Genomic DNA, 12,856 nt, shown 5'->3' on the forward strand with positions numbered 1-12,856 from the left:
GCGCAACGCCGCAGATGGACTTTTTACGAAGCCATCAAAATTCATTATGGGCACAACCGGGGCTCAAGAGCCTGTAAAACCTGTTGTAAATTTGTCAGCGGAGAAAATCGTTCAGTTCGGCTTGGTGGTCAAAGATGTGGAGAAGGTAGCCAAGCGTTTTTCCGAGGTCTTCGGTATGAGCCCCTGGAAATTCTATGATTTCAAGCCGAAAGGGATTATCTTGCACGATAAGTCCCTCGAGGACGCTGAATGTCTTATTAAGGTCGCCATTGCCCATATGGGAGGGCGTTCCTTTAAACTTCTCCAGCCGATTAGCGGTCCCAGCACCTATATGGAGTTTTTGCAGAAGTATGGGGAAGGTTTTCACTACATCAGTCTGGGTACGGTATTAGATCATGACAAGATCGTCGAAGCCTTGAAGAAGGCAGGCGTCGCCATTGAGATGCAAGGGCGCTTGGGGAAGACAACCACTTTTACAATCCTGGATACGGTTGAAGATCTGGGATGCTATATCGAGTTGATCAGTCCTGCTTGGAAAGATACGGAAAGTAATATTCAGTTGACCCTGGTTAATGAGTACAGAGGGCCCAGCATCATAAACATGGACAAACCTCTTTTCTCCGGCGGGAAGAGGATCACCCAAGTCGGCATTGTACTCAAAGATGAGCAGAAAGCCGCCAAGCGCTACTGGCAACTTTTGGGGATCGGGCCCTGGAGGATTGCGCCGATCGCTAAAAAGACCGATGCCTTCTTGGACGAAAAACCTGTGCCCCCGGAAGGAATGCCTGGGCTCCATAATGATGCCGCTTTTGCCTACTTAGGGGACATCCAGTTTGAATTGCTCAAGCCTGCATCGGGTCCGAGCTGCCACCGTAAGTTCTTAGACAAGTATGGAAATGGTATCCAACATCTGAGTTTCGGTAGGCAGGCCGACTACGATGAGGTCATCGCAGCTTTGAAGAAGGCAGGTATTAATAGCGAATATTCAGCTACGCTGGGCGGCGTATCCGTGGTTAATTATCTGGCTATGCAGGAGCAAATGGGCGGATTCCAGCTCGAAATCACCAAAAACAAATGAAAAAATAAAGCCGGGAGCCGAGGCAGTCCCCCAGTTCCCCCGCAGGCAGAGGAGTGGGGTTTTTTTATGTCTGAACCTTCTCCATTTAAAAATACTCTTATAAAAAAAGGAGGAGGATATTATGAAAAAGGAAAATAGAAAGGCAGATGTGAAGTCTGAATCTGACCCCGCCCTCAAAGAGATTACCAAACTCCTTGCAGAAAATCCGAACCTCAAAATATATGTCGTGGGGCATACGGATAATGTTGGAGGGTTAGATTATAATATGAAGCTTTCTCAGGCGTGGGCTGATTAATCCCCCGCCCCTCTCCCGCGAGGGGAGAGGGAGTTTCCGGATGGAATCTAAATAGGCTTAAATCCTATGGGGTAGGTCCATTGGCACCTGTGACCTCCAATAAAACAGAAGAAGGGCGGGCGAAGAATCGTCGTGTGGAATGGATTGAACAATAATCAGAATATACCTTGGAAGAGGTTCAACCCTAATTTTAAAGGAGGATCGATATGAGAAAATTGAGTTTTGCTGTTTCCGTTCTATTGGTTTTGTTTTTTGTCCAATTATCTTACGCCCAGCTTGGAAAGGACAAAGGCCCCAAATTTTATGCTGACTTTAAGCCAGTGGTAGGGGGGTGGTCAGAGTACCAAATGACGACAAAGGGTGAGGCACCTACAAAGATGAAAATTGCCATTGTTGGGAAAGAGGGAGACGCATACTGGTATGAAACGGTCATAGAAACAAAGCGGGAAGGACGGGTTATAACTAAGATGCTTGTCTCTGGATCTCCGGATGACTCGAATAATATTAAGAGAATGATTTTCAAGGGCGGTAATGAACCGGCTATGGAGATGCCCGTGCAGATGATGCAGGCTAAGGCTACTAAAGGGCAGGAACAAAAAGGAAAGATTACGGATAAGGGGACAGAATCGATTAAGGTTCCTGCGGGAACATTTAAGAGCCAACATATACAATACCAAGATGGACAAACAGTGGTCGATACTTGGGTTTATAAAGATATTGCTCCTTATGGGATGGTAAAATCCGTTTCGCAAGACCTTGAGATGGTGCTTGTTGGATATGGGACTGGAGCAAAGACCCTGATTACGGAAACACCACAGAAGTTTGAGATGCCTCAGATCCCGCAGAGGCCATCAAAAAGAAAATAATAACTGGGTTAGGGAGTTAAATAACGAAGGCAGGATTAGAGAAGGCTCTGCTTTTTTTGATGTCTATCCATCATCCTCAGGCTAAATCGGCGGGAAATGACTTTCCTTAAACCTGCAGCTTTGATTCCGCAACGGACTTTTCTAAAAAGGGTTCAAGTCCGGACTTCTCCTATGGAAGATTCGAGGCCTTCTGATGATTGGCGAGGCTCCTTTGCGGCTGACCCAAGACAAGGAGGGGAGAAGAAAAACAAACAATGAATTCATGAAAAACTAAGGGATTGGGCAAGGGGCAAAAAACAGAGAAAAAATTCAGAGTCCCCCATTTCCTTACATTTAGGAAAGGGGGCCGAGGGGATTTTCCCCTTTAATTTACTGCCCCAGAAAGGAGTAGATATGGCCCGCCTACCATACATTGAAGAACAGGACCATCCCGAGCTATCAGGACTCATCGCGCAGATCCGCGCCGAGCGCGGTGGGCAGCTACCAGATCCATACAAGATGTTGTTGTATAGCCCGCCTATTGCAGCGGGCTGGCTCCAGCTTTTGACGGCAATTCGCCAGCAATGTCAACTATGTGGCAAACTACGTGAGTTGGCAATCCTTAGGGTGGGTATCCTTAATAGGGCCAGTTACGAATATCAGGCCCATATTCCCTTTGCTTTAAAGGAAGGTCTCAGCCAGGATCAGATTGAATCCCTATCGAATTGGCGCGAATCAAGTTTGTTCGACAGCCGCGAGCGGGCGGTGCTTGCTTATGCGGACAATATGACAAAGGAAATCCATGTGCCGGAAGAAATCTTTTGCGCTCTCCGCGAGCACTTCAATGATCAACAACTTGTAGAACTCACTGCCACAATCGCGGCATATAACCTCGTTTCCCGCTTTCTCGAAGCGCTCCAAATTTATCCTAAATAATGAGTGAATAACTAAAAAATTAAAAAAAATATCGTTTGAGCAGATGCGCAGAACTTGTTTCATGAAAATTTCTTGGCGGATGATAAATGCGCCAAGCATTTCTGAAGAAAAAATGAAAAAAGGGACGCCCTGTGAAAAGAGGGACGATCGTTTTTTATGCGGCCTCAGAGTAATATTTATTGAAGCAATTCGAGGGTAGTAAGGGGGTAAGATTTATTGACATTAAGAGGTAAAAAAGATATTTTTATCTATGCCTTGCAGAATAGAAAGAAAGGGGGATTTCGATGAATGCCGAGAAGAAATTGAAAGATCTACGGATTTCGTTACCCGAAGCGCCCAAGCCGGTGGCTAATTATGTGCCTGCTGTTAGAACTGGGAAGCTTCTTTTTGTCTCGGGACACGGACCTTACAACGATGGCAAGACCATTCTCTCCGGAAAACTCGGAAAAGAGTTAACTATCGAAGAGGGATACAAAACAGCCCGCAACGTGGCTCTGAATTGTTTGGCTTCGGTCAAAGCTACCTTAGGTGATCTGGATAAAGTCAAACGCGTGGTCAAGCTCTTAGGAATGGTCAATTGCATAGAAGATTTTAAAGACCAACCCAAGGTGATCAACGGAGCTTCGGATTTGCTGGTCGAGGTCTTCGGAGAAGCGGGGAAGCATGCCCGCTCGGCCGTTGGCATGCAATCTCTCCCCAATGGAATCCCGGTGGAGATCGAGATGATTTTGGAAGTGGAGTAACGGATTTTTTTGGACGCAGATTCACCCCGTTAAATAGTAGCTGACAGGGTAAACGCAGATTTTCAGGATATAATAAACCCAAAAAATGCCTGAATTTGTATAGACCTGGTAAGCGCAGGCTTTAGCCTGCGAATAAGCAATCTGAAAAGTGAATTCCATGCTCTTATAAAAAGCGCAATATAAAGATTGTAGCTCCAAAGCACTGTTTTTGGGGTTATATATAAAAGATATTTTTCCGCGTTTATCTGCGCCAATCTGCGTCCTAATGAAATGGGGATGAAAACGGAGGAAAGATGGCTAAGTACAAAGTGATCGCCAGGGCCAAAGACAGCAAATGTTCCCACGTGAAAGAAGGAGATCAGATCGTCATAGAAGGGACGATGGTCAACCTCAGAGAAACCACCAGCCTCTGCGCCGTGGCCCTGGGGGCCATCCAGTATTCATTATATATGATGGGGAAGGCCAAGGACCCGAAAGATTTCGGACGAGAGGATGTTTATACTTTGCAGTGTCCGGACCCGGAAACGAGGGTGATTTTCGAGATTTCCAGGGAAGTCTTAGAAAATTAGGGTTCAAGGATCAAGGGTTCCAGGGGTCCAGTGATATGCTTCGGGATGACGGAGAATTAACCCTTGAATCTTTAAAAGAGAAGAGGGCAGTTATGAGGAAACAAAATCAAGCGTTCTGCAAAACCGCGTTGACTTCTACACCTTGATAAAACATGAATGTACAACAATATTGGGGGAGAAAGGTAAAAGTGATTATTTTTATGAGTGAGTTCTGGTAAGAACGAAGAAGTGGTGAGAAAGTAACGATGGTCAAATTGTTAGGCTTGGAAGAGATGGAATGGCGCCACGAAAAAGGCGAAGATCCCTTTGCCCTGGCTATTGAAAAGTGGGTGCGTATCCGCGATTTCCTCTTGGAAAAGGCCGACCCTGCCCGTTATAAAGAAGCCTTCCAGTGCGGCTCTGGCAAGATTCTATTTTGCCTCGATTATAAAAACTATTGTTTCCTCTGCCCCCTGGTAGGCGTCTGTCACGACAGCCAGAGTCTCTACTACCAGATCATGAGGCATCTTCAAGTATACACTCTGGCTGGAGCGCTTCTTCCCCGGGGGCCGCTCATCGAACTGATCGAGTTCTACATCCGAGATTTACAAGGCTACTGCCAAGAATGGCTGAAAAAGAGTCAATGAAGGGTTTTAGCGGACGATAAACTTTCCTTCGTAAGTATAGTTCATGACCAGGGTCGTAGCCAAAGCGGTGACCTCGATCAGCTTGCGGGATTGGCGGCGGAGGCTGAGATTGAGGTTAAGTTCTTTGGCCCGGGCGACCAGCTTGTCAATCAAAGGTCCCACGGAGGAAACTCCTTCTCCTGTCCAGTGGGAGATCATCCCTACCAATTGGGTCTGGTTCTTTTCAATGAAGCCTCCGGCGGGTATTCGCCTTTCCCCCTTGCCGTTGGTGCTGAAAATTTCTTTCAATACGTCATCGACATAACCCTGGGCTTTTTCCCGATACCGTTCCTCGCTCTTATTGTAATATTCGAGGAGAGTGAAGTTTAGGCTTTCGAGGGGGCGGATCAGTTGGCCGTTGGTTACCAAGGGCTTCCGTCCCTCAATTTTTTTCATCAGACGGTCCACGAACTGGAGTTTCTTTAAAGCCCCCCAGTTCTGGTATTTCTGGCGCCAATTGGAGCGGGGGGTGAGCCAGACAGCAAACGTCTCGGCGAAATCTTCGTCCGGATGTTTCTGGGCGTAGATTCTACCGGAATACTGGCCTACTTGCTGGTAAAGGTGCTTGACGAATTCCCTGGATCTGGGATTGGGATCAAAATAATCCCGGTAAGGTTCAGTAAAACGCCCGAAAGTGTCCTGCCATTCTTCTGATTTGTAAAGGATGTAAGCGTAATTAAGGGCATGGCCGGCCTCATGGCGCAGAGTCATAATGAGTTCTTGTTCATCTTCCAAGTCTCCGTGCATTTTATCTTCAATTTTAGATAGAGTAGGATTGGCGTAATAAAAGGGAATTCCCATCACGGGAACTTTGTTGGGGCATCCCCATGTATCCGTAAGGTAACACTTTGGTTTGAAGAGGATTCCTTTCCGGTCCAGTTCGGCATAAAGCCGGGCGATTAATTTTTCGAGGAAAGTACCCTCGATTTTCAGGTTCAATTCGTTGATGGGCTTGTTCATTTCCATCAGCTTTGTTTCCCAGTTATTCAGGATCTCTTTGGCAGTAAACATTAATTCGATTTCCTTTTAATAACGAAACGCCCAATTGATGCGTGCCAGTTTATAAGGGTTTAAAAAGAAGGCTGGGGAAAGTGAATAAACCTATGAGGGTTCTTTTCTTATCTCGAGCCTATTTAAAAATAGGCAATAAAACTCCCTCTGTCAAGGGGAAAAACAAAAATAATAAAATTAATAATATCAATAAGTTAGCCACAGAGGACACAGAGATCACAGAGTCTTAAAACCATGATTAAGAAAAGTAAAGTATACGTGTCAAGTGCCTAAAGTGTCTCAAGTGATCCCGCCGCAGGCGGGACTAAAGTTGAAAGAAGGAAATTCCTATACAATCAAGTTATTGGCGAATAAGAATAAGTCGTTTGCGGATAGGAGCCATGACCGACGCTGCAACAACGGTTTTCAAAATATCGCCGGGGATAAACACCAGAAGGCCTATTTTTAATGTTGTGGATATGGAGACGGGTTTATGGACGATGAAGTTGAGGTTGAAATAGAGGTAAGAGATGCCCAATATATAAATAGCCGCCTGCCCCATGAGCAGGGCGGCCAACGTGCGGGAGAAACTTAAGCTTTCTTCTTTTTCAACTATTTTGCCGATGACGAAAGCTCCGGCGATGAAGCCAACCAGGAAACCGAAAGAAGGTTGTAAAACGTATCCCGGCCCACCTCCCTGAGCAAAAATCGGGAGCCCAATGAGACCTATGGTCAGATATAGGAGCTGACTTAAGGCTCCCAGGCGGCTTCCGAGGATTAAACCGGCAGACATAACCATGAGGGTTTGCAGGGTAAGGGGAACGTGCGGAATGGGAATCTTAATGAAAGCCCCCACGGCCGTGAGGGCGGTAAAAAGTGAAACCATGACGATGGCTCGAATTCTATTTCTCATCTTCTTGCGGCTCCATAAAAAGTAGTTTTCCATCCTATTAAAGATTCTGGAGAAAGTCAAACTTCCTTTTTTAAAACCTGGGGGGAATGCTGCCTTATCCGAAATATCTTGACAGGTAAAAAGTGATGGAGTAAGTTGCACGCTGTAGCTCCACCCTGGTTTACCCTGGCAAAGTAGAAAGATCATCAAAATCTTAAAATTATCAACCTGACCTTTTTTAACTTCCGGAGTTTCTTGGTGGAAGAGAACAAGAAAAAAAGGGGCAGATTGGACCTGCCTGCTGAACGGAAGCTCATCACTGTGATGTTCGCCGACATTGCCGGGTTCACCGGCCTGGCCGAGACAATGGACCCAGAACAAGTTCGCGACTTGATGAACGCCTGCTTCGAACAGCTGGTGCCGGCTGTGACCCAGTACGGGGGCACAGTGGATAAATTCATCGGCGACGAAATTATGGCGCTCTTTGGCGCGCCCGTCGCCCACGAAAACGACCCCGAACGCGCTCTCCGCGCTGCGTTAAGCATGCAGGAGGCGATCACGGCGTTTAATGCGGCCCACGGCCTTCATCTGGAAGCCCACTTTGGCATCAACACCGGTTTAGTCATCGCCGGGAGCATCGGAACCAGCAGCCAGCAGAATTATTCGGTCATGGGCGATGCGGTGAACCTGGCCGCCCATTTGGGGCACCTATCCCAGCGAGGCGAGATTCTGGTCGGACCGGACACCTACCGGCGGACCCATCACCTCTTTTCCTTTAAAGCTCTCGGCCCCCTCCGGGTGAAAGGGAAGGCTGACCCCGTTCCGGTCTATAAACTCATGGGTCTACGGGCCCAACCGGGTTCCTGGCGCGGGCTGGAAGGGCGGGGAATCAGTTCTCCGCTGGTGGGGCGCGATGAGGAAGTTGCTTCCTTCACCCACTGCCTTGATCGCTTGCTGGGCGGCCAGGGCAGCCTCGTATCCATTAGCGGAGAGGCCGGCCTGGGCAAATCCCGGCTGGTGGCGGAAGTCAGGCGCCAGATGGCCCACCAATCCCTTTTGTGGCTTGAAGGCCGTACCCTCTCCTTCAGCAAGACCATCAGCTATTGGCCCTTTTTAGAGATCATCCAGGCCGACACAGGCATTACCGCTGAGGATCACGAAGGGCAACGGTGGGCGAAACTCGAACGCCGCATTTGCTCATTATTTCCTGAAGAATCAACTGAAATTCTTCCGTATCTGGCCACTTTACTGTCTTTGAACGTTCCCGGAAACTTAGCGGAACGGGTTAAGTATTTAGACGGCGAGACAATGGGACGTCAGGTTTTTCGCAGTACCCGAAGATTTTTCGCCCGATTAGCTCAAGAGCGGCCGTTAGTCCTTATTTTTGAAGATCTACAATGGATTGATCACTCCTCTGCCTTGTTGCTGGAACACCTTCTGCCCCTCGTTCGCGAAGTGCCCCTGCTCATATGTAGCGTGGGCCGCCCTGATTCAGAATCCCCGTCAACCCGCCTGCGGGAGATCGCGGTCAAGGACTATGCCGACTGCTATAAGGAAATTGCCCTTATACCCCTTTCTCCGGCGGAGAGTGCTCAACTGGTTCACAACCTACTGCCAATCGATGCTTTAATACCCCGCCTGCGAGAGGGGCTTCTCCATAAGGCCGAAGGAAATCCTTTTTTCCTCGAGGAAATGATTCGGGTGCTGATCGACCTTGGCGCTTTTGTCCGTGATAGGAATACGGGGCGTTGGCAGGCCACGGCGCAGGTCGCCCAGGTCACCATCCCTGACACCCTGCAAGGAGTGGTCATGGCCCGGATTGACCGGTTGGATGATGAGATGAAACAAGTCTTCAAGCTGGCCTCGGTCATCGGGCGTATCTTTTTCTATCGCGTGCTGCGGGGAATCATGGAGGCAGACCAAGAATTGGATCGCCACTTAGCGGAGTTGCAGAACCTTGAACTCATCCGCGAAAAGAGGCGGATTCCGGAGCTGGAATACATTTTTAAACACGCCCTCGTCCAGGAAGCCGCCTACGAAAGCATTCTGCTGCAGCGACGAAGAGAGCTGCACCAGCAAGTAGGAGAATGCGTGGAAGCACTCTTTGCGGACCGTCTGGACGAATTCTACGGTTTGCTGGCCTACCATTACACGCGGGCCGAGGAGTGGGAGAAGGCCCAGGATTATCTGTTCAAAGCTGGCGACCAAGCAGGAAAAATAGCGGCAGATGCCGAAGCCTTGGAGCATTACCGCCAGGCCCTGGCGGCCCACACTCGTGCCTTCGGTAACCGCTGGGACCCCTTGCAACGGGCGATATTGGAACGCAAGATGGGAGAAGCATTGTTCCGGCGCGGGCAGAACCAGTCGGCCCGAGAGTACCTGCTCCGGGCATTGATCTCCCTGGGAAGCCCTTATCCTGTTTCTTCCCAGGGCGTTCGCCTGGCCATCGGGAAAGAACTGGTCCACCAGGCCAGACACCGGTTGTCATCCCGGCTTAGGTGGAAACGTCTGCCTGAAGGGGCTGATGGGTTCGCCCAGGAACGGTGTCGCATCTATTCTGTAATGGGTTGGATGGACTATTTCATGGACCCCGAGCGCCTCGTGCTGGATTCCCTCTTGGAGTTGAATCTTGCTGAGCAAAGCGGCCTTGCTGTGGATAGAGTGTTGGCCTCAATGGGTGTAGGGCTAGTTTGCGACGCGATTCCTGTACCTTGGCTGGCCCGTTTCTACCACTCGCGGGCCGTAGCTCTGGCAGAAAAAACTCAGCAACCCATAGCGCTGGGCCAGGCATATCTTGGCTTGGCGCTTCATGAACACCACGCTTTAGGTAAAGGGAAAAGGGCCCTCGAACACTATCGGCGTTCGGCTACGGCCTATTGGGAAGCAGGCCATTTGCGCAGGTGGGCAGGCGTGAAAATGGCTGAAAGCCTCCTCTGGTTCCGAGAAAACTTGACCGACCACCTCAACCTTTGCCAGGAAATTATTCGAGTCAGCCAGGATGCGGCTGATCACCAGGCGTGGGGCTGGGGGTTATTTATGTTGGCTACCACCTTGGATCAAGCGGGAGCATTGGATGAGGCTATAGCGAAGATGCAACAGGCTCTTGACCTGCTCAAGAGCGTTCCGGACTACCAAGTTGTCGTATTTGCCAGCGGAATCCTGGGAAGGTGCTACCTCCGGCAGGGAAATATCCAGCAGGCTCTATCTGTATTGGAGGAAGGTTGTCAACTGGTCAGGAAATATCGCTTGCGAGGTTTTTCCTGCGTGCCGGTGCGCCTTCACTTGGCCCAGGCTTATCTGCTCAGCGCAGAGCAGCTGGGGGAGCCCGCAAGGGGCGTGGCAATGAAAAAGGCCAAACAGGCTTGTAAGATAGCTTTAAAACAGGCCAAGTTCGACCGGGCGGCGCAGATAGCCGCTTATCGAATGCAAGGAACGCAGGAGTGGCTCCGGGGCAAGCCGGGACGCGCCCAGCAGTGGTGGCAACGGAGTTTAGGGGCAGCAGATGCTCTGGGAGCAATGTACGAACTGGGATTAACCTATCTGGAAATGGGCAAATTTTTAGAAGATTTCGGCCATTTGGAAAAAGCCGAATCTATCTTTGAAGAACTCCAGGCCAAGTTTGATTGGGCGCAAGCGCAGAAGTTGCTGCAGCAATATAAATCCCAACCAGCACATTAGACTTAAAAATCCGGCCACGCCCCTCAGTCGAAGGCAATTACCCTTAAAACTCTCCCTTAATTTTCCATGGAGGGGAATGCTGGGGCGAAAGAAGCCTATGCTTTCGATTTTTTTTCAACAGGACTTCAGCCAAATGGCCTTCTGCGAGAAGCGTAAACCTATTTTCACCGGGAGATAAAATCATGAAATGGGATGAGGAGACCGAGGTCTTGATTATCGGTTTCGGCGGGGCGGGTGCGGTCGCCGCCATGACGGCACACGATTCAGGCGCCAAAGTCTTGGTCGTGGAAAAAATGGAAAAAGGCGGGGGGAACACCAATCTCTCCATGAGCGGATTCCTCAGCCTGAAAGATTTCGAAAGGGGAATGCGCTACCTGGTGAACCTCTGCCATCGGGTTTCCCGTGGCGTGGAATGGGAGATGCTCCGGACCTACGCCACAGAATGTCTGCAAAACCGGGAATGGTTAGAGAGCCAGGGTGCCCGGACTCACGTCTATGGCGGGGCTGCCTTTCCGCAACTGTCTGGCGAAGATTCCATAGAAAAGCGAATGATAACCGGACCCAACTCGGAGGATGAAAACGCCTTCTGGAATTTCCTCCGCACTCGGGTGGAAAGCCGAAACATCGCGGTATGGAACCGATCGCCGGCTAAGGCCTTCCTGACCGATTCCCAAGGGGCCGTGATTGGCGCTATTATTCAAAAGGAAGGAAAAGAAAAGGCCGTGCAAGCCAAGAAGGGCATAATCCTCACCTGCGGGGGTTTTGAATTTGATGAGTGGATGAAGATGAACTATCTCAAAGGGTACCCTTACTATTCTTTGGGGACGCCGGGGAACACGGGGGATGGCGTACGCATGGCCCAGCAGGTGGGCGCAGACCTCTGGCATATGTCTGGGGTTTCCACGCTTTTGGGCTTTAAGGTTCCCGAATTTGAAGCAGCTTTCATGATCCGCCCGGCCTCCAACCGCTATATTTTTGTGGACCAGCAAGGGAAGCGCTTTGCCTCGGAATTCGCCGACATTCATGCCTATAATTTTCTCGTCGATTTTTTTGACCCCCACAGCTTACGCTATCCCCGTATCCCCTGTTTTTTGATTGGCGACGAAGCCACTCGCCAAGCTGGCCCGATAGGGGTGACTGCCATAGGATACAATCGGGGGCGATATGCCTGGTCTAAGGATAATGAAAAAGAAATTCGGCGCGGCTGGATCGTTGCTGATGATACCCTTGCTGGCCTGGCCCAAAAAACAGGCCTGGACCGAACTATGCTGGAGAAGACCGTTGACCAATATAACCAAAACTGCCAGCGCGGTGAGGATGTAGAATTTCACCGTCCCCAAGATAAACTGGCTTCTTTGGGGCCGGGGCCTTACTACGCCGTGAAATTATGGCCCTGCCTCCTGAACACCCAGGGAGGACCCCGGCGCAATGCTAAGGCCCAGGTCCTTTACCCCGATGGGCGCCCCATTCCGCGGCTGTACAGCGCCGGGGAATTGGGCTCCCTCTACGGACTTCTCTACCAGGGTGCTGGAAATTTGGGAGAATGTCTGGCCTTCGGGCGCATCGCCGGAAGGGAAGCTGCCAAGGAATCTCTTAGGGATTAAAGCGGTCGGGTTACCTCTTTGCTCCTGTTATCTCCATGGATTCACGGAAGAGTAATTTTATAATTAAAAGCGCTCCTTGATCCTTCTCTCGGGGAACCCAGTGAGTAGAGCCATCAATGGTAAGACGCAAAGGACCTGTATAAGGAATTCTCATCCTCACGGTCTGGAAATGAATCGGGCATGAAAGTTTTAATTTCCAGAGGTTCCCTTCCGGACGTAAATCGCCCCGGGGATTCGGATCGTAATACCCGGCCGCTTCAAGATTGCCAAAATGGATCTCTCGGAGAATTAAACCTTCAGCCAGAACCGTATAAATTTCTATCTGGGGAGTATGGTACAACGAGTGGGTAAAGGCAAGGCTCAGGGTTGAACCCTCTTTTACCTTTACCCGGAGAACCTCTTCTCTCTCCCCCTCCTTCAGAATATCGATCCCTACCAAGGTGCCTTCCCGGCCATAGGGTAGACAACCCATATAGGCAAATAAAGAGAAGAAGAGAAGGATGATGAAAGGAATGTTTTTCCTTTTCATAACCGATTTAGGTTTTTCCGGGGTCGGGTGAT

Annotated in this window: 12 protein-coding genes; 9 read left to right on the top strand and 3 right to left on the bottom strand. The window is 49.7% G+C overall.

Annotation, left to right across the window (positions count from 1 at the left end):
* From Q7V48_00005 to Q7V48_00035, 7 genes are all read left to right on the top strand, one after another.
* Positions 1-1,078: VOC family protein (locus tag Q7V48_00005; GenBank protein MDO9209126.1), on the top strand; the 1,078-nt coding region annotated here is incomplete at its 5' end.
* Positions 1,079-1,199: 121 nt separating this feature from the next.
* Positions 1,200-1,373 (top strand): OmpA family protein, encoded by a 174-nt coding sequence (locus tag Q7V48_00010; protein MDO9209127.1) that lies wholly within the window; start codon positions 1,200-1,202, stop codon positions 1,371-1,373.
* Positions 1,374-1,579: 206 nt separating this feature from the next.
* A complete protein-coding gene (locus Q7V48_00015) occupies positions 1,580-2,239 on the top strand; it encodes a hypothetical protein (protein MDO9209128.1) in 660 nt (219 codons plus the stop codon).
* Between the two features lie 393 nt (positions 2,240-2,632).
* On the top strand, positions 2,633-3,154 hold the full coding sequence (locus tag Q7V48_00020) for a carboxymuconolactone decarboxylase family protein (protein ID MDO9209129.1): 522 nt from the start codon (positions 2,633-2,635) through the stop codon (positions 3,152-3,154).
* Positions 3,155-3,438: 284 nt separating this feature from the next.
* Complete coding sequence (locus Q7V48_00025) at positions 3,439-3,897, top strand: RidA family protein (GenBank protein MDO9209130.1); 459 nt, start codon at positions 3,439-3,441, stop codon at positions 3,895-3,897.
* Between the two features lie 293 nt (positions 3,898-4,190).
* A complete protein-coding gene (locus tag Q7V48_00030) occupies positions 4,191-4,466 on the top strand; it encodes a TIGR04076 family protein (protein MDO9209131.1) in 276 nt (91 codons plus the stop codon).
* A 245-nt stretch (positions 4,467-4,711) separates the two neighbouring features.
* Complete coding sequence (locus tag Q7V48_00035) at positions 4,712-5,092, top strand: hypothetical protein (GenBank protein MDO9209132.1); 381 nt, start codon at positions 4,712-4,714, stop codon at positions 5,090-5,092.
* Between the two features lie 6 nt (positions 5,093-5,098).
* On the opposite strand, the gene Q7V48_00040 is transcribed toward Q7V48_00035, so the two are convergent.
* Together Q7V48_00040 and Q7V48_00045 are read right to left on the bottom strand one after the other, a co-directional pair.
* Positions 5,099-6,142 (bottom strand): putative zinc-binding metallopeptidase, encoded by a 1,044-nt coding sequence (locus Q7V48_00040; protein MDO9209133.1) that lies wholly within the window; start codon positions 6,140-6,142, stop codon positions 5,099-5,101.
* Between the two features lie 340 nt (positions 6,143-6,482).
* Positions 6,483-7,034 (bottom strand): biotin transporter BioY, encoded by a 552-nt coding sequence (locus Q7V48_00045; GenBank protein MDO9209134.1) that lies wholly within the window; start codon positions 7,032-7,034, stop codon positions 6,483-6,485.
* Between the two features lie 237 nt (positions 7,035-7,271).
* Between Q7V48_00045 and Q7V48_00050 the strand changes: the two genes are divergently transcribed.
* Together Q7V48_00050 and Q7V48_00055 are read left to right on the top strand one after the other, a co-directional pair.
* The gene (locus Q7V48_00050) at positions 7,272-10,691 is read left to right on the top strand and encodes an adenylate/guanylate cyclase domain-containing protein (protein MDO9209135.1); all 3,420 of its coding nucleotides are present in this window, start codon (positions 7,272-7,274) and stop codon (positions 10,689-10,691) included.
* A gap of 182 nt (positions 10,692-10,873) precedes the next feature.
* On the top strand, positions 10,874-12,295 hold the full coding sequence (locus tag Q7V48_00055; GenBank protein ID MDO9209136.1) for an FAD-binding protein: 1,422 nt from the start codon (positions 10,874-10,876) through the stop codon (positions 12,293-12,295).
* A gap of 10 nt (positions 12,296-12,305) precedes the next feature.
* On the opposite strand, the gene Q7V48_00060 is transcribed toward Q7V48_00055, so the two are convergent.
* A partial coding sequence (locus Q7V48_00060) for a DUF1850 domain-containing protein (GenBank protein MDO9209137.1) occupies positions 12,306-12,856 on the bottom strand: 551 nt, incomplete at its 5' end.

Source organism: Deltaproteobacteria bacterium (assembly GCA_030654105.1).
Classification (GTDB): Bacteria; Desulfobacterota; SM23-61; order SM23-61; family SM23-61; genus JAHJQK01.